The sequence below is a fragment of the Mycobacterium intermedium genome, assembly GCF_002086275.1.
Lineage (GTDB): Bacteria > Actinomycetota > Actinomycetes > Mycobacteriales > Mycobacteriaceae > Mycobacterium > Mycobacterium intermedium.
Genome location: NZ_MVHT01000094.1, coordinates 1 through 25929, shown reverse-complemented (window position 1 = coordinate 25929; position 25929 = coordinate 1). Strand labels below are relative to the sequence as shown.

23 protein-coding genes and 2 pseudogenes are annotated in these 25929 nt (G+C 64.6%); 9 read left to right on the top strand and 16 right to left on the bottom strand.

Features of this window, described 5'->3' with window-relative positions; all coding sequences use genetic code 11:
- Positions 1-1812: PE family protein (locus tag BST27_RS25100; RefSeq protein ID WP_139805357.1), on the bottom strand; the 1812-nt coding region annotated here is incomplete at its 3' end.
- An 875-nt stretch (positions 1813-2687) separates the two neighbouring features.
- Positions 2688-4976, bottom strand: a complete 2289-nt coding sequence (aceA, locus tag BST27_RS25095; protein ID WP_069421743.1) for an isocitrate lyase ICL2 — start codon at positions 4974-4976, stop codon at positions 2688-2690.
- Positions 4977-5202: 226 nt separating this feature from the next.
- Here aceA and BST27_RS25090 point away from each other — a divergent pair, with 226 nt between their 5' ends.
- On the top strand, positions 5203-5580 hold the full coding sequence (locus BST27_RS25090; protein ID WP_069421763.1) for a hypothetical protein: 378 nt from the start codon (positions 5203-5205) through the stop codon (positions 5578-5580).
- 7 nt (positions 5581-5587) lie between these two features.
- Here BST27_RS25090 and BST27_RS25085 read toward each other — a convergent pair whose 3' ends face one another.
- Both BST27_RS25085 and BST27_RS25080 read right to left on the bottom strand, forming a co-directional pair.
- The gene (locus BST27_RS25085) at positions 5588-6298 is read right to left on the bottom strand and encodes an MBL fold metallo-hydrolase (RefSeq protein ID WP_069421744.1); all 711 of its coding nucleotides are present in this window, start codon (positions 6296-6298) and stop codon (positions 5588-5590) included.
- A 15-nt stretch (positions 6299-6313) separates the two neighbouring features.
- Positions 6314-7582: a PucR family transcriptional regulator gene (locus BST27_RS25080; protein WP_069421745.1), complete on the bottom strand. Its 1269-nt coding sequence runs from the start codon at positions 7580-7582 to the stop codon at positions 6314-6316.
- A 108-nt stretch (positions 7583-7690) separates the two neighbouring features.
- Between BST27_RS25080 and BST27_RS25070 the strand changes: the two genes are divergently transcribed.
- On the top strand, positions 7691-8695 hold the full coding sequence (locus tag BST27_RS25070) for a zinc-binding dehydrogenase (RefSeq protein WP_069421746.1): 1005 nt from the start codon (positions 7691-7693) through the stop codon (positions 8693-8695).
- 60 nt (positions 8696-8755) lie between these two features.
- The gene (locus BST27_RS25065; RefSeq protein ID WP_069421747.1) at positions 8756-9202 is read left to right on the top strand and encodes an SRPBCC family protein; all 447 of its coding nucleotides are present in this window, start codon (positions 8756-8758) and stop codon (positions 9200-9202) included.
- Between the two features lie 16 nt (positions 9203-9218).
- Here the strand turns inward: BST27_RS25065 and BST27_RS25060 are convergent, their stop codons facing one another.
- Positions 9219-10781: a phytoene desaturase family protein gene (locus BST27_RS25060; RefSeq protein WP_069421764.1), complete on the bottom strand. Its 1563-nt coding sequence runs from the start codon at positions 10779-10781 to the stop codon at positions 9219-9221.
- A gap of 270 nt (positions 10782-11051) precedes the next feature.
- On the opposite strand from BST27_RS25060, the gene BST27_RS25055 reads away from it, so the two are divergent.
- Both BST27_RS25055 and BST27_RS25050 read left to right on the top strand, forming a co-directional pair.
- The gene (locus tag BST27_RS25055; RefSeq protein WP_069421748.1) at positions 11052-11675 is read left to right on the top strand and encodes a TetR/AcrR family transcriptional regulator; all 624 of its coding nucleotides are present in this window, start codon (positions 11052-11054) and stop codon (positions 11673-11675) included.
- A gap of 58 nt (positions 11676-11733) precedes the next feature.
- A complete protein-coding gene (locus BST27_RS25050; RefSeq protein WP_069421749.1) occupies positions 11734-12693 on the top strand; it encodes an NAD(P)H-dependent flavin oxidoreductase in 960 nt (319 codons plus the stop codon).
- Here the strand turns inward: BST27_RS25050 and BST27_RS25045 are convergent.
- The 3 genes from BST27_RS25045 to BST27_RS25035 all read right to left on the bottom strand — a co-directional run bounded on the left by BST27_RS25045 (position 12690) and on the right by BST27_RS25035 (position 15396).
- Entirely contained in the window at positions 12690-14144 is a 1455-nt protein-coding gene (locus BST27_RS25045) for a class I adenylate-forming enzyme family protein (protein ID WP_069421750.1), read from the bottom strand. The two genes, BST27_RS25050 and BST27_RS25045, sit on opposite strands and share 4 nt — an antisense overlap.
- A 44-nt stretch (positions 14145-14188) precedes the next feature.
- Positions 14189-14878, bottom strand: a complete 690-nt coding sequence (locus BST27_RS25040) for a hypothetical protein (protein WP_232007418.1) — start codon at positions 14876-14878, stop codon at positions 14189-14191.
- A 197-nt stretch (positions 14879-15075) separates the two neighbouring features.
- Positions 15076-15396, bottom strand: a complete 321-nt coding sequence (locus tag BST27_RS25035) for a hypothetical protein (RefSeq protein WP_069421752.1) — start codon at positions 15394-15396, stop codon at positions 15076-15078.
- A gap of 363 nt (positions 15397-15759) precedes the next feature.
- On the opposite strand from BST27_RS25035, the gene BST27_RS25030 reads away from it, so the two are divergent.
- On the top strand, positions 15760-16713 hold the full coding sequence (locus tag BST27_RS25030) for an FAD-dependent oxidoreductase (RefSeq protein WP_069421754.1): 954 nt from the start codon (positions 15760-15762) through the stop codon (positions 16711-16713).
- A 12-nt stretch (positions 16714-16725) separates the two neighbouring features.
- On the opposite strand, the gene BST27_RS25025 is transcribed toward BST27_RS25030, so the two are convergent.
- Positions 16726-17157: an anti-sigma factor antagonist gene (locus tag BST27_RS25025; protein WP_069421755.1), complete on the bottom strand. Its 432-nt coding sequence runs from the start codon at positions 17155-17157 to the stop codon at positions 16726-16728.
- Between the two features lie 236 nt (positions 17158-17393).
- Between BST27_RS25025 and BST27_RS34645 the strand changes: the two genes are divergently transcribed.
- On the top strand, positions 17394-17525 hold the full coding sequence (locus BST27_RS34645) for a hypothetical protein (RefSeq protein ID WP_264000303.1): 132 nt from the start codon (positions 17394-17396) through the stop codon (positions 17523-17525).
- On the opposite strand, the gene BST27_RS25020 is transcribed toward BST27_RS34645, so the two are convergent.
- Both BST27_RS25020 and BST27_RS25015 read right to left on the bottom strand, forming a co-directional pair.
- Positions 17522-17920 carry a phage holin family protein gene (locus BST27_RS25020; protein WP_069421756.1) on the bottom strand — a complete coding sequence of 133 codons (399 nt, stop codon included), beginning with the start codon at positions 17918-17920 and terminating at the stop codon, positions 17522-17524. The genes BST27_RS34645 and BST27_RS25020 overlap by 4 nt on opposite strands.
- Before the next feature lie 26 nt (positions 17921-17946).
- A complete protein-coding gene (locus BST27_RS25015) occupies positions 17947-19014 on the bottom strand; it encodes an amidohydrolase family protein (protein ID WP_069421757.1) in 1068 nt (355 codons plus the stop codon).
- Positions 19015-19149: 135 nt separating this feature from the next.
- Between BST27_RS25015 and BST27_RS25010 the strand changes: the two genes are divergently transcribed.
- Positions 19150-20346 carry an MFS transporter gene (locus BST27_RS25010; RefSeq protein ID WP_276014437.1) on the top strand — a complete coding sequence of 399 codons (1197 nt, stop codon included), beginning with the start codon at positions 19150-19152 and terminating at the stop codon, positions 20344-20346.
- Positions 20347-20376: 30 nt separating this feature from the next.
- Here the strand turns inward: BST27_RS25010 and BST27_RS25005 are convergent, their stop codons facing one another.
- The 5 genes and pseudogenes from BST27_RS25005 to BST27_RS33270 all read right to left on the bottom strand — a co-directional run.
- Positions 20377-20814, bottom strand: coding sequence for a type II toxin-antitoxin system VapC family toxin (locus BST27_RS25005; RefSeq protein WP_069421758.1), 438 nt, complete (start codon positions 20812-20814; stop codon positions 20377-20379).
- Positions 20801-21058: a ribbon-helix-helix domain-containing protein gene (locus BST27_RS25000; RefSeq protein WP_069421759.1), complete on the bottom strand. Its 258-nt coding sequence runs from the start codon at positions 21056-21058 to the stop codon at positions 20801-20803. The genes BST27_RS25005 and BST27_RS25000 overlap by 14 nt, the downstream gene beginning before the upstream one ends.
- 112 nt (positions 21059-21170) lie before the next feature.
- Positions 21171-22445 (bottom strand): competence/damage-inducible protein A, encoded by a 1275-nt coding sequence (locus BST27_RS24995; protein WP_069421760.1) that lies wholly within the window; start codon positions 22443-22445, stop codon positions 21171-21173.
- 77 nt (positions 22446-22522) lie between these two features.
- Positions 22523-24298, bottom strand: coding sequence for a PPE family protein (locus BST27_RS33275; RefSeq protein ID WP_211285323.1), 1776 nt, complete (start codon positions 24296-24298; stop codon positions 22523-22525).
- Between the two features lie 191 nt (positions 24299-24489).
- Positions 24490-25467, bottom strand: a pseudogene (locus BST27_RS33270) (PPE family protein); the annotation flags it as partial.
- A gap of 265 nt (positions 25468-25732) precedes the next feature.
- Here BST27_RS33270 and BST27_RS33265 point away from each other — a divergent pair.
- Positions 25733-25929, top strand: a pseudogene (locus BST27_RS33265) (hypothetical protein); the annotation flags it as partial.

Here is a 25929-nt window from a genome sequence, read left to right as displayed (position 1 = left end):
GCCGGGAGCCCCGCCGAGGCCGCCGTTGCCGCCGGCCCCACCGTGGCCCCCTATCCCCGATCCGAGTGCGACGCCGCCCGCACCGCCGGCACCGCCCTTACCGCCGGCGCCGCCGCTGCCACCCTTAGCGCCGTTTGTGCCTGCGCTGCCGTCGGCCCCTGCGACGCCTGCGCCACCATCGCCACCGATCCCACCGGCGCCGCCCGCGCCCCCGTTCCCGGAGATCGCTCCGCCCTTGCCGCCTGCCCCGCCGTCGCCGCCGTCGCCGCCTACGCCGCCGTCCGCGCCGTTGGCAGCGAGGGTGGCGCCCGCCATGCCATTGCCGCCGGCGCCGCCGGCGCCGCCGGTGCCGACCGAACCGGCGTCACCGCCGTTACCCCCAGCACCGCCGTGACCGCCGGGAGTGGTCGCGTGGGCGCCCGCACCTCCCGCGCCACCATCACCGCCGGTGGTGGGCGTGAAGCCCTTCGCGCCCGCGGGAGCTCCGGGACCGCCGCCCGCACCACCGGCACCGCCGACGCCGGGGTTGCCGCCCCTGCCGCCATCGCCACCGTTGCCTGCCACGCCACCGACGACCACGCCCTGCCCACCGGCTCCGCCGGTACCCGCTACACCGCCGGCGCCGCCCGCCCCGCCAGCGCCCGGGGTACCGGCCTGGCTGAACAGGGCTCCGCCCGCACCGGGGGCTCCGCCGATGCCGCCGGCCCCGCCGTTGGCGCCGTCACCGCCGGCTCCCCCGGTAAGGCCAGGGTCGCCGACGGCGCCGTGGCCGCCCCTTCCGCCGGCCCCACCGACACCACCGGCACCGCCGTCACCGCCGTTGCCGTAAATGATTCCGCCCCGTCCACCGGCTCCACCGTTGCCGGCGACACCCCCGGCGGTGCCATTGGTGCCGTTTGCACCCGGAGTCGCGCCGTCCATACCGTCGACGCCGGCTATGCCGGTACCGCCGGTACCACCGGCGCCACCGCTGCCGAAGAAGCCAGCGTCGCCACCTGCCCCGCCGGCACCACCTTGAGCAGCGCCGGTGCCGCCGATGCCGCCCGCCCCGCCGTCGCCGAACAAGAGTCCACCGCTGCCGCCGACCCCGCCGGCACCACCAATACCCGTCGCCGAGAAGCCGCCGGCACCACCGGGTCCGCCGGTGCCGAAGAGCAGGGCGGCGCCACCGGCGCCGCCCGCCCCGCCGGTGCCCGAAACTGAGGAGCCGCCCGCCCCGCCGGCTCCGCCGAAGCCAAACAATCCGCCAGCGCCGCCGGCTCCACCGGTGCCGCCGGTTCCGGTTGTTGCGGCGCCACCGGTCCCGCCGGGGCCGCCAACGCCGAACAACCCGGCCGGCCCGCCATTGCCGCCGTTTTGCCCGGCCGCGCCGGATCCACCGGCACCCCCGTTGCCGAACAGAATCCCGCCGGCGCCCCCGTTGGCGCCCGTGCCCGGTGCCCCGTCGGCGCCATTGCCAATTAGAGGACGGCCAAACAACACTTCGGTGGGCGCGTTGATCACGCCGAGCACCTGCTGGGTTAGCGCGGCGTTGATGGATTCGGCGGTTGAGTACTGGCTCGCGGTGACGGACAGGGATTCGACGAACCTGGCGTGATACGCGGCCGCCTCCGCGGCGAATTGTTGGTAGCTATCGGCGTGCATCCCGAACACCGCCGCGATGGCTGCCGAAACCTCGTCGGCGGCCGCCGCCACCACTTGCGTCGTAGAGAGCGCCGCAGCACTGTTGGCTGTCCTGATCGCCGCACCGATGTTCCCCAGATCCGTAGCTGCGGTTACCAGGGCGTCCGGCGCGGCGATCACAATCGACATGGCACTCAACCTTGCTTTCTGGAGAGTGGGGGCGAACCCGACCCTATTCGTTGCGGGCACCGATTATTACCTGATTGATAGCGCTTCTAGTTGTCCGTTATAAAACCGTTATCTACGATAAAGAGCTTGCACACCCTTTTGACAAGAGGCGCGAAATGCCTCCTGAGATGTGGTTGTGTCCAAACATTTTGCACGTGGACGGGCGTGTCGCCACGGGGCATCCGTTGTCGCTCAGGGATGAAGTCCGCGGCGTCGGGGCAGGCGGTGCGGTAGGTCCTCGGTTTGCCGGCCAGAACCGGCAATCGCAGCAGCGCTGCCGTGAAACACGTTGTAAAGGGCCATATTCAAGATCATCACGGTGCTCGCTGCCAGCCGCGAGACCCCGTCGATGGGAATCCCCACGGTTCACGCAGGAGCGAGCGGATGCATCAGGACGGGAGGGAGGTAGCTTGGAGGATGCGCGGGGCGAACGACAACGATGCTGGGCAGTGCGCGCGTCATCTCCTATCAAATCAAATGATTCCGGCAGCGCATGGACGCTAGCGCAGGAGATGCGCAAAGAATGGTTGACCAGCCGACCGTAAATTCGACTATCAGTGTCAGTATTGCTTCGTCGCACCCACTCGGGAATTTCGGTGCATGACTACAGCGTGGGTTTGCTTTCGTTACCCTGCAGCCAGCACCGCGAGCTGGGGGTCTCCCTGTAGCGCGCCGAGGTCGACATTGCACTGAGCATCGACTCGCGCAGCGCCAGGGTTGGTGCCCGTGAGCGTACGCGAACTCGGCGGGGCGACCTCGCCCCCGGCATCAGGAAAGAGCGCGAAGGTTGCCGGTTGGCACCCCTCGGCGGCGCCGTCCCATAGAAGCCCGCCCGGCTAACCCTGCTTGGTGATCAACTTGCGCAGCGCCACCCGATCCGGCTTGAGCAGTTCCTCGATCCGCGGCTGGTTGACCTCGGCGACGATGATCTCGCCGACCTCCTGGTAGACCTCGCTGAAGATGCCGTGCGATTTCATCTTCTCGGTCTGGTACTGGTTGTCCTCGGTCGGCGTCACGTAGATGACCGCGTCGGCCTTGAACCGGTGCACCAGCCACAGGTGGATCAACGTCATCAGTCGCTTCTGCCGCAGCTTCTCGGCGAAGGTGTTCTGGTCGCGCACCTGAAGGATGCTGCGGCCGTGCCGGTCTTTGATGGGGTCGACCACGACATTGGCGAGCTGCTCGTCGCCGTCGCCGTAGATGCCCAGTTCCAGGACGTCCGAGCCGGCGCGCCGAGGACGCAGGGTCACCCGGAGCTTCTCGCCGAGCTGATAGTGCTCGCTCCACAGCGCCAGCCACTCCTCCAGCAACTTCTTTGGCACCTCGGTCTGCACCAGGTGCTGGTGCTGGGTGGACCCCTTGCCCATGGCCTTGGTGGTAGCCGTGCGCCCCGAGGACGCTGCCAGTGCGGCGTCGCTGCGCGGCCCGCCGACCAGGGTCTGCGGGGTGCGGTACGGCGATTCGACCAGTCGCATCTTGCGCTGCAGCCGGGCCAGCGCCAGCATGCCGTCCTGCCTCAGGTTGGTTGCGAACTCCTCGGCTGCGACGCCGTCGATCTGGTGTCCGCCGTAGGTGATGAAGTTGAAGACAAAGCCCATCTTGCCGAGCTCGACGGGGAACTGCTTCATCTCCTCGTCACTCATGCCGGTGGTGTCCCAGTTGAACGACGGCGAAAGGTTGTAGGCCAGCATCTGGTCCGGGTACACGGCGTGAATGGCGTCGGCGAACTGTTTCGCGTCGGCCAGATCGGCCGTCTTGGTCTCCATCCAGAGGATGTCGGCGAACGGCGCCGCGGCCAGCGACTTCGCGATCGCGTACGGGATGCCGCCGCGGACCTGGTAGTAGCCCTCGGGGGTCTTCGCCAGCTCGCAATCCCAACCCGGGTCCACGCCCAATTCCTTGGCCTTCGCCCGCGCATCGTAGAGCGAAGCCCGTTGGGCGAAAGCGCGCCACTCATCGGGGCTCATGCCCGCGGGCTCGTCTTCGCGCTCACCGAATTCGAGGACTTCCGCGACGGCCTCGCCGTACGTCGTGACGCCGGCGTCGTCTTCCCAGGCGGCCACGAACCGCGACTCGACCTGGTCGTAGAGGTCGTCGATCGATTGCGCCCCGCCCTCGCGCCACGTGTTGACCGCGTCGGCGATCAAGCCCGCGATGCCCTGGCGTTCTAGCCACGCGTTGGCGGCCGCGTACTCGCCGTCGCTGAGTGCGTAGAGCAGATGACCGTTGAGTTCCTTGATGCCCGAGTCGTAGAAACGCCGCATCATCGCCAGGAAGCAAGCCTTGTAGGACGGGACCTTCAGGTTGGTGGCGCCCAACAGGAACGGCTGGTCGCGTTCGTCGGCACGGCTGTCGATCAGGTTGGCCGCCTCGGCGTCGGTACGCGCGACGATGATGCCGGGCACCCGCATGACGTCGAGCTGGAACCGGGCGGCGTTGAGGCGCTTGATCTGTTCGTCGGACGGCACCAGAACCTTGCCGCCCTGGTGGCCACACTTCTTGGTGCCCGGGCGCTGGTCCTCGATGTGGTAGCCCGGCACCCCGACCTCGACGAATCGGCGAATAAGGTTGCGCACGTGCGGATCACCGCCGTGGCCGGTGTCGGCGTCGGCGATGATGAAGGGCCGAAAGTCGTACTTAGTCGCCGCGGCGCGCTGCTTGTCGCTCATCTGCAGGCGCAGGTACTCCTGGTTGCGGTCGGCGGTCAGCAGGGCACGCACCAGTACCGCGGCGTCGTCGGGAACCTGGCTCAGGGGGTAGCTGGCGAGGTCGGGTCCCGGGTCTTCAGTGGTGGAACCTTTGGCGGAGGTCGCCCATCCGCCGAGATAGATCGCCTCGATGCCCATCCGCTTCATGCTCACGGCCTGCCCGGGCGAGTACGGCCCGAACGTTGTGATGCTCTTCTTCTCGGCGAAGAGTTCCCGCAGACGCTGGTAGAAGGCTTTGGCGGCCTCTCGTGCCACGGTGTAGTCGGTGGGGATGGTGCCCCGCTGCTCTACGACCTGACGAGCTGTGTAGAGCCGGGTGATCCCGGAAAAGCGTTCACTTTCCATGTATCGCTGCGTGGCAGCGACTTCGTCTTCGAACGGTGACTGGACTTCAATGTCCGTTTCCGCGATGGCCATCGCCTTGCGCTCCTGTTCAGCTCTGCTGCCCCGATTTCCCCTGACTGACCGAGTGTATCCCCAACGGAGTGATCTAAATCACCCGCCGACGCCGGGGCCTGTCCGACGCCGGTGTCCGCTGCTGGGCCGTTGATTCCCAACGCTTTCACTGCGCCCTAAATTCGCCTAAATTGGCCGCCCAGATACAGCTTTTCGGATGAAGGCACGACGAGTACCCTGCAATGACGTGCAGGCCCAGATCCGCTTCGACCGCTGGTATCTCGCCATAGCCGTGCCGCTCGGCCTCGGCCCGAAAAACAGCGAGCTGCGGGTCGAGTCGGGGCGGCTGCACGTCAAGATGGGCTGGGCCTTCACCGCCGACATTCCCGTGGGTTCGATCAAGAGCGCCGTCAAGTCCGACGCACGGGTGTTCGAAGCGGGCGTGCACGGGCGTAAATCCCGTTGGCTGGTCAACGGGTCGCGTAAAGGCTTAGTGGAATTGACGATCGAGCCGCCGGCCCCGGCGAAAGTGTTGCGGAAGTCGGTGACGGTAGGCACCCTGATCCTGAGTGTCACCGAGCCGGACGAATTCCTCGCCGCATGCGCGGCTGCCAGCGCCCAATGACTAGCCGCTAGCAGGCCGCGCGTTCTCTTAACCACTCCTGCTGGCGACCGATGAAGGCTGCGTCGACCACTTTGCCGTGTCCTGGCACGTAGACGGCGTCGGGTCCGCCGATCTCCAACAGTCGGTCCAAGGTCGCGGGCCAGGCCCGCAGGTCGGAGTCGTCGTCGATGTAGGGATCTGCGGACTCCTCGACCAGGTCTCCGGTGAACAGCACGACCGGGTCGCCCGATCGAACGGCGGGCACCGCCACCACGAGGTCGGACCCAGTGTGGCCGCGGCCGGGATGGGCGACCGTGACTGCCCTGTCGCCGAGGTCGATGACGGCGTCGGAAACCGCGTGCTGGGGGCGTCGCAACGCCGCGATCGCGCGATCGATCTGCACCGCATCCGCCCCGTAGCTAAGCGCGTGCCGACGCAGGTGGTCGGTCGCCGACGCCAGATAGTCGGCAACCTCGGGTGCGCAGTAGAGCTCGGCGTCACGAAATCTGCCGGAACCCAGGACGTGATCGAAGTGCTTGTGTGTCAACACGATATGTGTAACAGCACAATCAGTGATCTCGCGCACGTCCGCCTCGATGGCCGCCGTTTCCACCAGCGTGGTGCCGCTGTCGACCAGCAGGGCTCCGGGCCGGCCGCACACCAGTCCGACGGTGACGTCGCAAAACGCCAGCCGGCAGCGATAGACGCCGTCGGCCAACCGTTCCCAATCGAGGTGCACAAACTAAACGCTAGCTCAAGTTGGCCGCAGCACCGCGGCGCCGTACCACTGGCAGGCAAGCAGTGCGAGCTCGACATCCAGCCGGTCGTCGAGTGTTCGGCCGCGTCGCGAGACCGCCTGTTCGACAAGGCGATTGAACGAGGTGAGGCTCAGTCCAAGATCCCGCGCGGCGGCCGGATAGCCGGAGTTCGCGTGCAGAAATATGTGCAGTACTTGTCGCAGGCGGGCGTCGTCGTCGGTGTCGGACGCCAGCGCACCCAGGACGTCGGCGACCCATTCGCGGATTTCCTGCACATTGCTGCCGAGCAAGGCCGAGGCCAACAAGCCGGAATCGGTCGCCGCGACAACCGTCGGCGGTGCGAGGTTGCGTGCCCGTGCCGCGTCCCGCACCCGTTGCGCCTGTCGGTGCGACCGGCGAAATCCCTCCATCCCGGAACCCACCGCCCCCATCGCGACTCCCGGCGCGTCTGGGCGCGCACCGGCGTAGTCGCGGACCTTCGTCACGACGTCTCCCGGAGCCTCGCGGTACGGCAGCCACACCCAGGCGGCACTCGCCCGGTCCTCCGCGGCGATGCACAGCGGGGTGCCCGTAGCCTCGGCCGCGGCGGCCAGGTCGGCGGTGAACTGCTGGAGCGGCGCGAAATCGTCGGTCCTGGCTTCGGTGTCGCCCCGCCAGATGATCAGAGCGAGATGGTGCCCGCGCAGCGGATAGCGGATTGCCTGCGCAGCGACGTCGATATCACTGGGTGGATGGTCGTCGAGTATGTGGCGAACCCACGCCGTCCGGACGTTGCTCTGCTGCTCTAGCCGACGTTGGTGTTCCTCGGCGTAGGCCGCGACGACCTGTGGGGATGCCCAGTCGACGTACTCGAACAGCACCGCGGTGAGCCGCTCGATGACGGCGACCCTGGTCTCCGGCTCCATGGGGATGTTGCGGAGCTCACCGAAAAGCACCTCGGTCATTCGGCGTTGCCCTAGTCGGTGCGCGCGCACCAAGGTAGTGACCGGCACATCGTGTTGAGCAAGGAGTCTGCCGAATTCGAGTGCGACGGCTGGCAAATCGGCTGTTGCAGCGGGCGTTCCGGCGCGCAGCACGCCGACGATGGTCTCGAGATTGCCCGCAATGCTGGCCGCCATGGATTCAGAAACATTGGCGGCAGTGGGGAGTTCGGTGATTCCCTCTTCGATCGCAGCATGGAGGGTGTCGGCTATCGTGTCCAGCCGCTGGTGGAGCCGTTGGGCAATGACGGCGACGTATTTATCGACATCGTGCTGCGGTGCCACGTGTAGAAGGTAAATGTCCGACGGGCCAGACGGATAGGGCTGATGTACATACTGAGGCGATTTCGTGCGATCCTGGCTGCCAGCAAGCCATGCCTCAAAGGAGTAGCAATGCGCGCAGTAGTTATCACGAAGCATGGCGGCCCCTCGGTCTTACAGGTGCAGCAGCGGCCCGATCCCCCGCCGCCCGGTCCCGGCCAACTCCGCATCGCCGTGCGCGCCGCGGGCGTGAACTTCGCCGACCACCTGGCCCGGGTCGGCCTTTATCCCGATGCGCCAAAGCTTCCGGCTGTGGTCGGCTATGAAGTCGCGGGCACCGTCGAAGCCGTCGGCGATGGAGTGGACGGCAGCCGGGTTGGTGAGCGGGTCCTGGCCGGAACACGGTTCGGGGGCCATTCGGAGATCGTAAATGTTGCCGCCGGCGATGCGGTGCAACTGCCCGACGCGCTCAGTTTCGAGCAGGGTGCCGCCGTCCCGGTCAATTACGCGACGGCATGGGCTGCACTGCACGGCTACGGCTCTCTGCGTGCCGGCGAGCGGGTACTGATTCACGCCGCGGCCGGTGGAGTCGGCATCGCGGCGATTCAGTTCGCGAAGGCGGCGGGTGCCGTCATACACGGGACCGCTTCGCCCGGAAAGCATTCCAAACTGGCCGAGTTCGGCGTCGACCGCGCGATCGACTACCGCCGTGACGGCTGGTGGAAGGGCCTCGAACCGTACGACCTGGTGCTCGACGCGTTGGGCGGCACCTCGCTGCGGCGGTCCTATGGTCTGCTGCGGCCCGGCGGACGCCTTGTCGGCTACGGGATCTCGAATTTGCAGGAGGGTGAGAAGCGCTCGTTGCGCCGCGCGGCACCGCACGCGCTGGCGATGCTGCGTGGATTCAACCTGATTGACCAGCTCTCGGAATCGAAAACGGTCATCGGCCTGAACATGCTCAGATTGTGGGATGACCGAGGCACGCTGGAGCCGTGGATCACGCCACTGGCCCAAGCGCTCAACGACGGGACGCTGACGCCGATTGTCCATGCCGCGGTTCCGTTCGCCCAAGCCCCGGAGGCGCATCGGATCCTCGCCGCCAGGGAAAACATCGGCAAGGTCGTGCTGGTGCCCTGAGCCGACCGCTTATGGTTTCGCGCATGGTTTAGCGACGGCAACTCTGGCTATCTTTCCGGCATGGCCGTCACCGAAACCCGCGACATCCTCATCGAGGCAACTCCCGACGAAATCCTGGACGTGTTGTTCGACCTAGAGTCGCTGCCTGAGTGGTCGTCTACGCACAGCAAGATCGAGATCCTCGAGCGCGACGAGCACGGCCATCCCACCAAGTCTCGGCAGGTCGTCAAGGTCGCGGGGGTCAGTGACGAACAGGTGCTGGCCTACTCGGTTCACGATGACGGGGTGAGCTGGGAGCTTGTCAGCGCCAAACAGCAACGCGCCCAGACTGCCCGTTACACACTGACCCCGGACGGCGACTCCACTAGGGTCCACTTCACGCTGACCGTAGACTTGAGCGTGCCCCTGCCCGGGTTTCTGATCAAGAGGGGCGCCAAGGGTCTGATGGACACTGCCACCAAGGGTTTGCGCAAGAGGGTGCTGGAAGTCAAGGAGTCGGCCGGGTAGCTCAGTGCAGCGCAGCTCAGCTCTGGTCATCAAGAACCTGGTAGGCAGCGTTATAGCCGGGTGTGAAGGTGATGCCCGGACCGCCGTGGCATCCCGCGCCGCCAAGGTAGAGGCCGTCGATCGGAATCGGCATGTCGAGAAAACCTTTTGGTCCAGGGCGGTTGGGGCCCATGAGATCCGGATGCAGTAGCCCGTGGCAGAAGTCTCCGGCGGGTGCGGCGAACATGGACTGCATGTGATAGGGCGCGAACGTGATGTGGCGTATGAGAATGTCTTTGAAGTTCGGCGCCAGCCGGGTGATCTTGTCGATAACGCGTTGTGCCATATCCTTTTTGAGCTGACCGTGCTGGTCGCGGTCGGCTTCGACCGGAAAGGCGTAGGCGTACGCACTGGCGGCGTGTTTCCCGGGCGGCGCCATGCCGGGATCGTGCACCGACGGGATTTGCATGCCCATCGAGGGGTTGTCCGGTACCAGTCCCCGACGGGCCGTTTCCCATTGCAGTTGTTGTTCTTCCGGAGAACCGAAGATGCCGATCGACTGCTGCATGCCCGCCTCGTTGAGGAATTCGTAGGGCGGGGCGAACTCGGGCAACCCGTCGAGGGCAAAGTGGATTTGCACGAACGACGCGCGATGATCACGACCCGATACCCGCGAAATCAGCTCGGCTGGAACGTGATCGGGCGCGATGAGTTCGGTGAGGGTGAGATCGGGTGACAGGTTGGACACCACGATCGGTGCGCTGATGGTTGACCCGTCGCGTAGCTGTACCCCGGTTACCGCGCCCTGGTCCACCAAAATTTGTTCGACCTTGGCGCGGAACCGAATCTCGCCGCCGTGTGAGACGAACAACTCGCGCAGGTGCTCGGTGAGCGCCCCGATTCCCCCCTTGAGTTTGGTCATCATCGCGGTGTGGTCATCCGGCACCGCCAGCGCGAAGGCGAGGCAGGTGGCGCTACCGGGCGTATAGGGTCCGCGGTAGGTGGAGTTGACGGCCAGGAAGGCGAGCATTCCCCGCATGACGGCGTGCTTTTCCTTGTCGGGGAGGTAGCGGTCGATCACGTCCATCGCCGAGCCGAACAGCATTTCGTGGATGGCCCGGCGTTCGGTGTCATTGGCGGCGCAGGCATACATCTCGTCCAGTGTCTTGGGTGGCTTGCGTACGTCGAAGCGGCCCAGGGCTTTTGCCGGTCCCTGACTCCAGGCGATCAGTTCGGCCATGCCGGTGACGGCCTCGAACCCGTGCTTCTCGCCGAGGTGGGTCATCAGCCGCATCGGGTCGCGGTAGAAGATCATTGCCTCTTCACCGTGTTCGCCGATGTTGGTCGACATCACGTCGGGCTCCACGGTGGGCAAGGTGTCCAGCCCGAGGTCCTTGGTAATTTGGCTCGCCGTCGGGAATTGCACCGAGCCCGCAATCTCGTACCGGTAGCCGTCGATCAATTCGACGGTCGCGGCCATGCCGCCGGCGTAGCTGTTGGCTTCAAGGCACAACGTGCGCAAGCCGGCACGCTGCAAGACTGCCGCCGCAGTCAGCCCGTTGTGCCCGGCTCCCACGACGATCGCGTCATAGTCCGTCATCGGTTCACAATATGTCAGTACTGACATAATTGGAAGGCGGCGCGTTTGGTCCACGCGGTCGAATCGGTTTTCTTGGCGCGACAAGGTGCCCGATGCGCATCAATCGACCCGCGGATTGGGCGGTTTCGGCGGCGGATTGGCTGCTTCTCGTCGAGACATTCGGCTTGCGGCACTACTTGGAAGACACCACGGATCCAGGGCGGCGCTGAGCGCTGCGCCAGCCCGCAAGGGTCAGTACTGACGTCACAACTGGGATAGCATCAGTGCGTCATGACCGCACCCAAGCCGACCAACCGGCACGAATTGCGCCGCCGATCCACCCATGAGGCGCTCCGCCAGGCCGCGCTGAAATGCTTTGCCGCCAAGGGATTTGTCAATGTGACCGTCACGGAGTTGGCGCAGGAGGCCGGCGTCACCGAGCGGACCTTCTTCCGGCATTTCCCGACCAAAGAGGCGGTGCTTTTCCAGGACTACGAAACGCAGCTGGAATGGCTGGCCGAGGCCCTTGCCCAGCGCCCGGCATCAGAGCCGTTGTTCGACGCCGTCTTGGCCAGCGTCGCTGCGTTCCCCCACGATATCGAGGTGGTGCGTCAGGCGGCGACGGCCCGATCGGAGTTGATTACGGCCGAGCGCATTGCCGGCCACCTGCGGGTGGTGCAGGCCTCGTTCGCCGCGGTGCTGACGGAGTTCGTCCGTAAGCGGCATTCGGATCTGCCGAACATTGATCTGGCCGCGGAAGTGGCCGGGTCCATTCTCGCTGCGGCTCTCGTTGTGGCAGTAGAGCATTGGGGCCGCAATGGATGCACCGACGACCTTGGTGAGCTCGTCGCCGTGAGCCTCGATCTGGTGCGGTCCGGTTTGGCGCCGCTGGCCTCCGCCCCGGCGCGGGAATAACTTGGGGCGTTCCGCCGATATCAGCGAACATAGGTTCGACCGCACCGGAGGAGCGCATATGAAGACCCGGCTCACCGAAACACTCGGGATTGAGCTTCCGGTGCTGCTTGCGCCGATGGCGATGGTTTCCGGGGGTCGGCTCGCCGCAGAGGTGACCCGAGCCGGCGGCTTGGGATTGATCGGCGCCGGCTATGGCGACACGAAATGGCTGCAGCGGGAGGTCGACCTGGCCGAGGGCGCGCGCGTCGGAATCGGGTTCATCACTTGGAGCCTGGCGCAGAATCCCGGGCTGCTCGACACGGCGTTGGCGCGGCAACCTGCCGCGGTCCTGTTGTCCTTTGGCGATCTGCAACCCTTCGCCGCTCCCATTCGCGCTGCCGGTGTGCCGCTGATCGCTCAAGTGCAGACCCTTGACCAAGCAGGCCGCGCCCTGGAAGCCGGCGCTGACATTCTGGTGGCTCAGGGCGGTGAAGCCGGGGGGCACGGTATGGCTGGCCGCTCGACTTTCACGTTCGTGCCCGACCTGGCCGACTACGTCGCCGCACGATCGTCCGAGGCGCCGGTGGTGGCTGCCGGCGGCGTCGCCGACGGTCGCGGCGTGGCGGCCGCGCTGGCACTGGGTGCGGACGGCGTCCTCGTCGGCACGAGATTGTGGGCCAGTTCGGAAGCGTTGGTGTCGCCGCAAGCCCAGCGCCGTGGCATTGCTGCGAGCGGAGACGATACGCTCCGCACGAGTGTCTATGACGTTGTCCGCCAGTTGGATTGGCCGGCCGAATACGACGCGCGTGCGCTGCGCAACTCGTTCCTCGAGGCATGGCACGGTCACGATGCCGAACTGGCGGCGCAGCGACAAGAGGTGATTGACCGCTATGAAAAGGCCGTAGCCGCAGAGGATTTTGATGTTGCAGCGGTGTTGGTCGGTGAAGCGGTAGGACTCGTCCACGACGTCCGACCCGCCGCCGAACTCGTCAGTGAGATGGTTCGGGACGCCCGACGCATCCTCAACCGACAGGACTAAGCGTTGTCAGTGATCAGCGCCGCGATCCGGAGACGGTTGACCTTGCCGGTCTCGCTGTAGGGAATAGCGTCGACGATTGCCAATCGCTCGGGTGCCTTGAAATAGGCGATCCGTTGCCGGCAGTGGGATCGCAACTCCTCCAAGGTCACTGGCGCATTGGCCACCACCGCCGCTCCCACCCGTTGGCCCATCTCCTCGTCGGCGATGCCCGCTACCGCCACGTCGCTGACCGCCGGATGGGAACGCAACGCCTCTTCGACTTCGATCGGTCCGAACTTCTCTCCCCCGCGGTTGATCGTGTCTTTCAAGCGACCGCTCGGATAGATGTAGCCGTCCGAGTCGCGGCGGCCGAGGTCGCCCGTCTGTAACCACTCCCCGTCCTGGGCAATGCGCACCCACAGTTCGCCCACCTGGTTCACCCCGACATCTCGACCGGTTGCCGGATCGACCACCCGCACCTCCACGCCGGCTAATGGTCGTCCCACCGATCCGGCTCGGGCCGGATCGTGATGGTCCTCGGGTAGCAGAGTGGTGTACGCACCTAGCGTTTCGGTCTGGCCAAATACGTTGGCAAAAGCGACATTTGGCAGCTCTGCCATCGCCCGTTGCACCAGCGTGGTGGGTGCTGCGGCGGCACCGTAGGCTATGGCCCGCAGTGACGAGAGATCTGTGCGGCCAAAGTCGGGGTGGTCCAGAATCCGTTGCAGCATCGTCGGCACCAAGAACATGCCCATCACCCGATGCTGTGACACCAGCCGCAACCACTCCCCCGCGTCAAATCGCTTCTGTACCACCGTCGTGTTGCCCGAGTACAAGCTGCCCAGCATGCCGAGACCGCCGCCGACATGGAAGTACGGGACGCACATCATGCCTACCGACGGCGGCGTGTCCACATGGAATGGCAACGACAATCGTCCCAGTCGCGTGCTGAGTTGCCCGCTGGTCATGGCGACCGTCTTGGGCAGGCCGGTCGTGCCGCTGGTGAACAAGATCAGGGCATCGCGATCGGCGGCGTCGGCGACGGGGTCCACGGCGTCGTTCGCACTGGCCGAGTTCTGCGGGTCGCCCAAGAGGTCTGCGGCCGACACGACAGTAGCTGCACCCGCGTCGCGGACTCGGTCGATGGACGTCTCCCCCGCCACCGCGACGTCGGCGCATCCCGCATTCGCCATCAAGGCCCGCAACTCCGGCGGGGTCAGCGCGGGGTTCATCAGCGCCGCCGCTGCTCCGATCCGTGCCGCGGCCAACGTGGCGGCGATCGACAGCACGCTGCCCCCGTCGACAACCGCGACGCGGGCGCCGGGCACAACCCCACGCGCGGCCAATCCTGCGGCGCACCGTCGAACTGCGGCGCCGAGCTCGCCGTAACTGACGGACAGCCCGTCAATGATCAGCGCGATCCGGTCGGGATCGTCGGCAGCGGCGTCGTCGATGATCGTGCCGATATTCATAAGGGACTTCATAACAGGCCCAACAGGGACCCGAGCGCAGGCCTCTAGTACAAGGGTGACCACGCGGAGGTACGCAGCAACCGGCTGGTCCACTGGTCACGCAGGTCCAGCGCGTCATGCAGCCAGGTGCCGGGCGCCCGGTATTCGGGCGCGACGTGGGTGCGGAGTAATTCCAGCAGCGCCTCTGGCCGGTGAATGCGCTGCATCAGGCTCACTTCGCGACGCTGGTGACTGCCCAGGGCCGGCTGAAATGCGGCCTGCATGGCCAGCATGGACGTCGGCCGTTCGAGGCTTCGCGCGTAGACCTCGCCGCAGCGATCGATGTACTCCTCGAACTTGTCCTGGTAGGGCCACATGGTGTCTTCCATGTACAGGCTCAGTTCGTGTTCCCGCCCGTCGACCGGAACTTCGTCGAACGAAACCTCCTGCAGGGGCGACCACGGCAGCGGAAGCAGAAGCTTGGCTTGGACCTCGTGCCGATACTCGTCGACACGGCGAGTCCACTTATGCAGATCACCGTCTTGAACTCGCATCACGAGGCGCTCCCACGCGGCGCCGTCACGGATGGCCGTGATGGTGACGACCGTGTAAGCCGGTCCACTACCCTGGGCGTGGTCGGCGTACCAGAGCAACCGTGCGTCGTTGTCCTGGGCCAGTTTGGGCATCCAGCCCTCACGGAAGGCGGCCTCGAAGTCATCCTCGGCGCGACCACGCACTTTGTGTACTTCGTGCATGAAAAACACGCCTGAAAACCTCCCGGAAAGGGCACTAAGAAGAGGGCCGCACCGATGCATGCCGTATGCACTGGACGATCAGCATAACATTCTCATTGTATACGTGTGCGACCTAAATGATTCAAAAAGTATGAGTTCTGCCATACTTAAGACCCTAGACAGGCTCGACGAGAGCAATGCGCAGGATGGCGGCCGTGCTACAGAAGTGCGGCCAGCAATGCCAGCGCGCCTGCGCCGACCGTCAGAAGGCCGGCGAGAAGGGTTATGGACGCAAACGCGGCTCTGCGCTCAGATTCCTTCGCATCGTCATCGACGGCGATCACGGTAAGACTGCTCGGGATACGGCGGAAGACATCCGACCACTTCACCCGGGCGGCAGCGCGCTTGACTCCGGTCCTGTCGTCTGGCGTCTGGCGGTCAGGCGCGACTCCGGTGGCATTGGCGTAAAGCACAAACCCGATCGCAAACACCACCACGCCCACGACGACGAGCAGTGCGCCTAGAAACAGCAGCTTCATGTTGCCTCCTCCCCTGCCAGTGCCCACTCTTTGCCGGGGCGTTGGCCTGGCGTTTTACCTGGATTCCCCGTTGGCTTGACCCAGAAACGGCGACAAGGCGTCGGCGGCGCCAATCGTTAGCGCGAGTAAACTGCTGGTCATGCGCTTTGAGGCCAACAAGTACGTGGTGCCGCGATGTGCCGCCGCAGCGCTGCTGATCGCCGTCGTGGTCGATGGTGGTCTTCGGCGCGGACGCGGGAGACGGGGCCGGCGGCCGGTGGTCAATTGCAGACCAACCTCGGCACCCTCAACGGTTTGCTCGGCCCGAACGGAATGCAGGTACCGCAACCCTGACGTGGCTAGTCCCCTGGAGTGGGCAGCGCAATGCACCCGATCGTCGTGATCGGCGCCGGAGTCAGCGGGCTGACATCCGCCGTCTGTTTGGCGGAGGAGGGTTGGCCGGTACGGGTATGGACGGCCACCTTGCCGTCGCAGACCACTTCGGTGGTGGCGGGGGCAGTTTGGCGGCCACGAGCGCTCGAACCCGTCGACAAGACATTGGCGTGGGGGCAAGAGTCGCTGCGTGAATTTCGCGAGCTGGTCCACGATCCCACCTCCGGTGTGCGCATGGCACCGGCGCTGAGTGTCTATGACCCGGCCGACGACCTCCCCGAGTCCCGGGGCGACGAGCTGGTCCCCGACTTACGACCCGCCGACCCGGCCGAGCTGCCATCGGGTTTCCGCGCCGGCGCTCATGCCACATTGCCGATGATCGACATGCTGCAATATCTCGACTACTTGACGAGACGACTGGCTGCGGCCGGGTGCGACATCGAGATCCACCCGGCGCGCTCACTCGCGGAGGCAGCCGAGGTCGCACCGGTTGTGGTCAACTGTGCTGGCCTGGGCGCCCGGGAATTAGCAAGCGACAAGACAATTCGGCCCGCCTTTGGCCAACACGTGGTCCTCGCCAATCCCGGTTTGACCCAACTGTTCGTCGAACTCACCAGCCGGCGCGAGTGGACGTGCTACTTTCCGCACCCGAACCGGGTGGTCTGTGGGGGCATCAGTATTCCGGGCCGTTGGGACACCGGTCCGATCCCCGAGGTGTCCGAGCGGATCCTGCGCGACTGTTACCGGGTCGAACCCCGTCTGACACAAGCGGCGGTGATCGAAACGATCACCGGGCTGCGACCCGATCGGCCGGTGGTCCGGGTTGAGCGCGAGAACATCGGCTCGGCGCGCTGCATTCACAACTATGGGCACGGTGGCGACGGCGTGACCCTGTCGTGGGGATGTGCGCGGGAAGTGGTGCGCCTCGTCAGCGCGGACCGCTGACCGACTGGAGTCTCAGTGCCCGTGGGGTGCCACGGACAAGGCGTTTTCGACGGAGGAGTACAGGGGCAGGATGCGACGTAGCCCGCACGCGGCAATCGTGCGTGCCACGATCGGTTGACCGGCGACCAGTCGCAAACTCACCCCTCGGCGACGACAACGCACCGCCTCCTGCGCGAGCACGGCGTAAGCACATGAACCTATGAAATCGAGTTCACGAATGTCGATAATGAACGGTCCCGGCGCGATGGCGATGGCGGCACTTCTGCTGACCAGTCGCCGCCAGGCGTTCTCGTTGCTGGCATCGATGTCGCCGCCGACCTGAACAACCACCGCTGAGCCCGTGCACTCGGTGACCGCACGCAGACCACTGTGCGGATCGTTGACCTGCGGACTCAACCGCGTGCTTGCAGGGCTGGGCAATGATCCAACAGCGACATTGTTCATTCTGCAGTGTCCCGTCGTCGTGTTCAGTTGGGTAATGCCGCCGGTGCGTCGGATGCGGGAGGGTTATCGTCGTCATACCGAAAGAACTGGCTGTCTTGACGGCTGTAGCAGGCAGTCGTAGTAAGCATATGTGCAACACGCCCGACAACATAGGTTGTCGCAAACGAAAATTATTGCTGGAAATCCACGAGGTGTATTTGGGCGGGGCAGCGCCGAGGGCAGCACCAGGTTTCCGAATGTCCGCCCTAGCGTTGGTGAGCATCGGCTACCCGCGGCAGGACCACATCGTCACCATCACGATCAACCGGCCAGAATCGCGTAATTCCCTTGATAAGCAAGGCTTTTTCGCCGGACTGACAGGTGACTAGCGCACCTCGCGTTTGACGCGGCGCGTCACCAGCGACAGCAGCCAACTCACCAGCGACAGCAGGATCGCGGCCCAGATCGCGGTCCACCAGAAGTGGTCGATCTCAAGGCCCCAGTGGGTGGTTTTCTCGGTGATCTGTGCCGTGATCCAGAGCATGAACGCATTGACGACGACGTGGAACAGTCCGAGCGTCAGGATGTACAGCGGGATCGACAGGAACTGAACGATCGGCTTGACAAACGCGTTGACCAGACCGAAGAGCACCGCGACGACGAAGATGATCCCGACGCGCTGCAACGTCGTCTCGCCGCCGACAAAGCGGAGCCCCGACACGAACTGCGTCACCACCCACAGTGCAAACCCGGTTAGGGCGGCACGCACCAAGAAACCTGTCATGCGCAGATCCTGCCACGCGCGCCGGATCAATTCAGCCTGTAGAAGCGCTGCGCGTTGCGGCCGCCGATCTTTTCGCGCACTTCTTCGCTGATGTCTGACCGGCTGCGCAGCTGCTTGGTGCTCTCGGGCCACTCGCCGTCCCAGTGCGGGTAATCGCTGGCGAACATGATGAATTCGTCCCCGAGCACGTCAATCACGCCGGGCAGGATCGGTTCCTCGGGCTCGCAGGTCACATAGATGTTGCCGTTGCGCAAGTATTCGTTCGGGTCGTGGCGCCAGCCGCGCTCAATCCAGTCGCCGCGCTTTTCGTAGTGCTCGTGCAGGCGGTCGACAAAGAACGGGACCCAGCCCGCGCCGGCTTCGAGGAAGGCCACCCGAAGTTGGGGGTGTCGTTCGAAGACGCCGCCGGATACCAGTGCCGTCATCGCCGTCATCTGGTCGAACGGGAAGCTGACGCAATGCACCTGGATGTAGTTGGTGAAGCGATCGACCCCGATCTTGGGCAGGTGCATGCCGGGAGCGCCGTGGATGCCCAGCGGCAAGTCGAGTTCCACCGCCGCGGCATAAAAGGGATCGAGATCGGGATGGTCGAGGTTGCGCGTCTTGAGCGCCGGCGGGACCAGAATGGCGACCAGGCCGAGCTCCTTGGCCTCGACCATGACGTCGATTGCCAGTTGGCCATGTTCGATCGGGGTCACGCCGACGCCGCGTAACCGGGCGTTGGTCGGCGCGCAGAAGTCGGCAATCCATTCGTTGTAGAGGCGCGCGAATCCCGCGGCGAGCTCAGAGTTCTCGATGGAGGGTACGCACAACCCGAGGCTTGGATAGAGCACCATCGTGTCGATGTGATCGCGGTCCGCATCGCCGACCACCCCCTCGGCGGTCGAGCAATTGAGTTCCGGCGCCTTGGTCAGCCCATGCTCGGCTGGGCAGCCAGCGCCGGGGCCTTGATCCTCCGGGTAGCAGCGCCCTTCGATGATCAACCGGGGCCGTACATCGTTACTCAGTCTGACGTGATCCGGCCAGCGTTTGAGCGCTTCCATGGCGAACGTCGGGTTTTCGGCGACATGTCCATCGGCGTCGATGATGCGCATATCTTCGGAACTTACTCCCGGGGGCGCGCCGGACTCGCGATCTGGCGCTCGGTACTGCACGATGCTCACGTGACACGACAGAAGCTGACCAGCGACCAGCGCAACTCGTTCCTCGCGGCGTTCCTGGGCTGGTCAATGGACGCCTTCGACTTCTTCATCGTGGTTCTCGTCTATGCCGATATCGCAGAGACGTTCCACCGCAGCAGGACCGAGGTCGCCTTTCTGACGACGGCCACCTTGGCGATGCGACCGTTGGGTGCGCTGCTCTTCGGGCTGTGGGCCGACCGCGTGGGACGTCGGCTTCCGCTGATGGTCGACGTGATGTTTTATTCAGTGGTCGGATTTCTGTGTGCGTTCGCGCCTAACTTCACCGTGCTGGTGATCTTGCGCTTGCTGTATGGCATTGGCATGGGCGGAGAGTGGGGCTTGGGCGCCGCGCTGGCCATGGAAAAGGTGCCCGTCGAGCGGCGGGGCTTTTTCTCGGGCCTGCTGCAGGAGGGCTATTCCTTCGGCTATCTGCTGGCCACCGTCGCATCGTTGGTGGTGATGGACTGGCTGGGACTGTCGTGGCGCTGGCTGTTCGGTCTTTCCATCATCCCGGCATTCGTGAGTCTGATCATCCGCTACCGGGTCGAGGAGTCCGAGGTCTGGGAGGCCGCGCAGGATCGAATGCGACTGACCAAGACCAGAATTCGCGACGTGTTGCGCGAGGGCGCGATCATCCGCAGGTTCATCTACCTGGTCTTGTTGATGACGGCGTTCAACTGGATGAGCCACGGCACCCAGGACGTTTACCCGACCTTCCTGAAAGCGACGACCGAGCACGGTGCCGGGCTGTCCAGCACGACCGCGCGGTGGATCGTGGTGATCTACAACCTCGGTGCCATCATCGGCGGGTTGGTCTTCGGGTCATTGTCGCAGCGATACAGTCGGCGCTACACCATCATCTTCTGCGCGCTACTGGCACTGCCGATCGTGCCGTTGTTCGCCTATTCGCGCACCGCGGCGATGTTGTGCCTGGGTTCGTTCCTGATGCAGGTGTGCGTGCAGGGGGCTTGGGGGGTGATCCCCGCGCATCTGACAGAGATGTCGCCGGATGCAATTCGTGGGCTGTATCCCGGTGTGACTTACCAACTCGGTAACCTGCTGGCGGCGTTCAACTTACCCATTCAGGAACATCTGGCCGAGACGCACGGCTATCCGTTCGCTCTCGCGGCGACGATCGTGCCGGTTCTGATCATGGTCGCCTTCTTGACGTTTATTGGTAAGGACGCCACTGGGATTCGGTTTGGGACTGCTGAAAGTTCTTTTCTTGCAGACAAAGTGGCGTGATTGGGCTCGGCACTATCTGGGGCCATCGCTTCAGAGTTTGAGGTCGAGCGGGTGGCTCCACCGCAGTCGGCGGTACCGTGCGAAGCCGCGATCGGCGCTGAGCCAGGTCGCGTTGTTCTCCAGCGCATAGGCGGCTAGATACGCATCGGCGACGTCATTGCCGCGTGCGTCGATGTCAGTGGCAAGCTGGCGAAACAAACCCCAGTGGCGTTTGCCGGCGTGCAGTTGCATCACCGCGGGGGCAGCAAGCAGAGAGTCGACCGCTTCCCACGCTTCCGTCGAACTTGTCGGCTCGACGAAGATTCGGCGGTTGGTAATGACACGCACGAAGCCAGTGAGGGCAAGGTCGGGTAGACCCAGCGGCTGGTCTCCGTTGGCCAGGTGCTCGAGCAGCCGTCGATAGTCCGCATGTTCGGGGAGATCCGCCCGGTGCGCATAGACGACTACGTTGACGTCAACGCAGAGCATCGACCGACGTGCCTTCGTCGATCGCTTCGGCGACAGCGGAATTGGATGACAGGTCCACGCCGGGTCGCAGCCCTCCATTGCCTGTCGTCCGAATCGTGTATCGATCACCGGCATGCTGTTGGGACTGGTTGAGTCCACGCCGCACCGCGTCTTCGAGCACCGCCGCCACGGTGCGCCCCGAACGAGCCGCTTGGACCTTTACCTCGCGATAGAGCTCGTCATCGATACGGATGGTGGTACGCATGATGGCATCTTAGCATCACCTATCGGCATAAAGATGCTCTACGCGGAGCGGGCACGCAAAATCCGGAAGCCTGGTACGTGCATCAGAGTGACCATCGCAGGATGGCCGAGCACTACCCGGCGGTGAGGGTGCGCCGCAGCAAGTGCATCGCCACCGTTGTCGAGCGTTCGCGGATGTCGGACCGGTTCCCGGGCAACCGCAGGGTGCGGGTGACGGTCGTTCCGTCACCCAGCTTTACGGTGAAACAGACTGTGCCGACCGGTTTTTCCTCGGTCCCGCCACCGGGTCCGGCGATTCCGGTGATTGCGACGGCGGTGTCGGCGCCGAAGCGTTGTAGGGCGCCCGCTGCCATTGCTTCGGCCACCGGTTCCGACACCGCGCCGTGGGCCTCGATGAGCGCGGGATCAACGCCAAGCAGCTCTTCTTTGGCTTGATTGGAGTAGCTCACCACTCCGCCCATTACGTATTCGGATGACCCGGGGCGGTCGGTCAGCCGCGCCGCCAGCAGGCCGGCGGTGCAGGACTCAGCGGTGGCTATCTTTCGGCCGGTGAGCAGCTGGGCGACAATGTCGTCGATCTGTGCACCGTCTTCCGAGAAGACCTGATCGCCGTGCTTGTCGCGCAGCAGTGTCGTCAGCTGGGCGTACACGTCGGCGGCGTCGGGTTCGTAGCGCGTCACCATCTCGATCTCGGCACGCCGCAGGCAGGTGGTGATCTCCAGCTTGTCGAAACCGGGGACGGAAGCCTCTGCGCCACGCAATGTCTCGGCGAGCCCGGACTCGGGCAGCCCGAACATCCGGATGGTCTCCTGTCGGTAGACCGTCCGGCCGGCGATCGCTTCTTGGGCCGCGGGCGTCTCAATGGCCTTGTGCCACATGGGTTGTAGCTCGCGCGGCGGACCAGGTAACACCATGACCGCGGGCTTGCCGGGGACCACCACCCCGGGCGCGGTGCCGACCGGATCGATGACCTGCGAGCCCGCCGGGATGACGGCCTGCTTGCGGTTGGCGGCGCGGATCGATTCGAAATTGCCCGGGTCGAAGGCGGGATTGCGTCCCATCAACGTCTTGAGGATGTTGGCGATCCTGAGCTCGAGATCCTCGTCCAGAATCAGGTCGCGCCCGCAGAAGCGTGCCACCACCTCGACGGTCATGTCGTCGGCCGTCGGTCCCAGGCCGCCGCTGGTGATGATCAGGTCCACACCCTGGTCGGCCATGAAGCGCAGCTGTGCCTCTATATCGGCGGGCCGGTCCCCGCAGATGGTGATGTGGGCCAGTTCGACTCCGAGTTCTAGAAGACGATCGGCGATCCAGGGGCCGTTGCGATCCTGGACTCGGCCGGTTAGGACTTCGGTTCCGGTCACCACGATGCCTGCGCGTGCGCTCACCGTGCTGAGCCTAACTATTGGGTGTGGCGGCTACGGGTTCGGGCCGAGGCACCTAACGACGTCCGTAATCGCAGGAGTCACCAGGGCCATATGGGGATGTCGAACTCAGCGATCTTGGTGCTCGGCAGGAAGATGCTGGGGACGGTCAAGGCGGGCGTCGTAAAGCTGCCCAACCCGACCGTGGGGATGGTGAACGGTGGAGTCGTGATCGGCGGGGTGGTGATCTGCGGAAGGGTAAAGGTTCCCAACGCGATCGGCGGGGTGGTGAACGACGGCGTGGTGATCGGTGGGATGCTGATCTGGGGAAGACCGAAGCTGCCTAGCCCGATTGCGGGGATCGTGAACGGCGGAGTGGTAATCGGCGGGGTGCTGATCTGCGGGAGGGTGAAACCGCCGAATCCGATCGAGGGGATGGCGAACGGCGTCGAGACGGTGCCCGGGATGCTGAACTGCGGAAGGGTAAAGCCGCCGACCGCAATTGAGTCGATGGTAAACGACTCAATCGTGATCGGTTGGGTGCTGATCTTCGGGAGGGTAAAGCCACTCGCACCGATCGGGTCGATCGTGATCGGCGGAGTAGTGATCGTCGGCGTGGTGATCTTCGGGAGGGTAAATCCACTCGCACCGATCGGGTCGATCGTGATCGGCGGAGTGGTGATCGCCGGGATGCTGATATGCGGCAAGGCAAAGCCGGCGACGCCGATAGCTGGAATCGTAAATTCGGGGGTGGTGAGGCCGGGGAGGCTGAACCCATTGATCGTGAAGGGCGGGATGTACAGACCGATGCTGGCGATGGTGCCAGGGCCGATTTGCGCCCAAGCGGGAGGACCGCCGAAGTTCACCTCCTGACTTTTGACGCCCCCACCGATTTGCGGGTAAATACCGATTTCGCCTGATTGAAGAAAATTGAAGTTATTGGGCATGAAAATTACGGTCTCTGTATATATCTGCGGCAACGTAATGGTGACGTTGGCAATACTTATTGCCGGTGTCGTAAAGCTGCCGACAGCTATATTTCCGATCGGGAGGGACGGAATAGTCAACGCGGGCAGGCTGAAACCACCGACCGCGGTGCCGTCCGGGATGGTGATCGACGGAATCCCTATCGGCGGGATGCTCAGCCGGGGCAGGTCAAAAGCGCCCAGCGTGATGCCAGCTGGGATCGTCAGTGACGGAAATTCTATCTTCGGGATGCTCAGCTGGGGCAACTCGAACGCACCCAGCGTGATTTCGGCGGGGATGCTCAGCGACGGAATGGTGATCCGCGGTGTACTCAGCCGGGGTAGGTCGAAGGCTCCCACAGTGATATCGGCAGGTGTAGTGGTGGCTGGAATCGATATAGACGGCAACGTGATTGGCGGCAGACCAAACGCGCCCACCGTGATTCCCGCAGGCGTGGTGGCCGCCGGAATCGTCAAACCCGGCACAGTGATCGAGCCCAAGCCGAACTCACCGACCGTGATGTCCGCTGGTGTCGTCACCGCCGGAATTGTCAACCCCGGCAACGTGATCGACCCAAGGTTGAACCCGCCCAACGTGATGTCCGCTGGTGTCGTCGCCGCTGGAATCGTCAACCCCGGCAACGTGACCGGCCCGAGGTCGAACCCTGGCAGCGTGATGGCGGGGACGTGCAACGGCGGCAGCGTGAGATCTGGAGTGATGATCGCAAAGTGCAAGCTGGTGTTGAAGCCGCCGGTATTCATGACTCCGGCGTTGGCGGTGCCGACGTCGAAGGCGCCGGTGTTCAGCGAGCCGGCGTTGAGTAGGCCGGTGTTGCCCTGCCCGGAGTTGAAGAAGCCGACGTTGTTGGTGCCGGAGTTGAACAGGCCGATGTTGCCGCTGCCCGAATTCAACCCGCCGAGGCCGAATTCACCCGAGCCCAGAATGACGTAGGTGTCGCCGATGCCGATTCGGTTGTTGCCGGTGAGTCCGAAGCCGATGTTGCCGTCGCCGGTGTTGGCCAGTTGGCCAGGCCGAGGTTGAAGTCGCCGAGGTTGGCTCCGCCGATGTTGTTGGCGCCCCAGTTGCCCAGGCCGAGGTTGCCGGTGCCGACGTTGCCGATACCGAGGTTGATTGCGCTCAGGCTCAGGCCGCTGGTTAGTGCCGCAGGTGAGAACGCGATGTTGGCCAGTCCCGAGACGGCGCTGCCGAGGTTGGAGAAGCCCGAGAATCGTCCGCCGGCGTTGTTGGATCCCGAGCCGCCGAACAAGTCCGTGAATTGGGTGTTGAACCATCCAGACAGTCCGGCGCCGTAGTTGCCGAAGCCGGAGTTGCCGCCGGTACCGGAGTTGAAGAATCCCGAGGACGGGGCGTCGCTGGTGTTGAGATAGCCCGGACCACCCGGCAGCGCGAAGCCCGCGATGGTGGTGCTGGGCAGGAAGATGCTCGGCACTGTCAACGGCGGAGTGCTGAAGGAGCCCAACCCGATTGGGGGAATGGCGAACGGCGGCGTGGTGATTTCCGGGATGCTGATCTGGGGCAGCGTGAAGGCGCCCAGCTCGATCGAGGGGACCGTGAACGCGGGGGTGGTGATCTCCGGAATCCCGATCTGCGGCAGGGTGAAGGCACCCAGCCCGATCGAGGGGATCGTCAACGTCGGGGTGGTGATCTCCGGGAAGCTGAACTGTGGCAGAGCGAACCCACCCACTTCGATCGAGGGGATCGTCAGCGGTTGCGTCGTAATGGCCGGGACGTTGATCTGCGGCAATGCAAAACTGCCCAACCCGATCGGGTCGATTGTGATCAGCGGAGTGGTGATCGGCGGGGTAACGATCTTTCCTAGGTTGAAGTCGCCCAAGCCGATCGGATCGATGCTGATCGCCGGTGTGCTGATCGGCGGCGTGCTGATCTGTGGCAACGCGAATCCGGCCAGCCCAATCGGATCGATCGTGATCGGCGGTGTGGTGATCGCCGGCGTGCTGATCTCGGGCAGCGCAAAGCCCGCGATGTCGATGGAGGGAATGGCGATGGGAGGGGTAGTGAGCCCGGGGAGGCTGAAGCCGCTAATCGTAAAGGGTGCGACGTTTATGCCGAGGCCCGCGATAACGAGCGGGCCGAGTTGAATGTACGCGGGCGGACCGCCGGTCTGCACCTCCTTATTTTTCACTCCCCCACCAATTTGCGGGAATATACCGTCAAGGTCGCTTTGTATTAGGTCAGTATTGTTGGGAAGGAAAGCGACGAATGGTATGCGGATTTGTGGTGAACTTATGGTGATATTGGAAATATTGAGCTGGGGTGTCGTAAAGGTGCTAGTTTGAATATTTCCGATCGTTAGCGATGGAATAGTGATCGGGGGCAGGTGGAACGCGCCGATGGTGGTGCCGGCGGGGATTGTCAGCGGCGGAATGGTGATCGGCGGAATGCTCAGTCGGGGCAGGTCGAAGGAACCGAGCGTGATGCCGGCGGGGATCGTCAGCGATGGGATTTCGATCGGCGGAATGCTCAGCCGGGGCAGGTCGAACGCTCCCAAGTCGATGCCCGC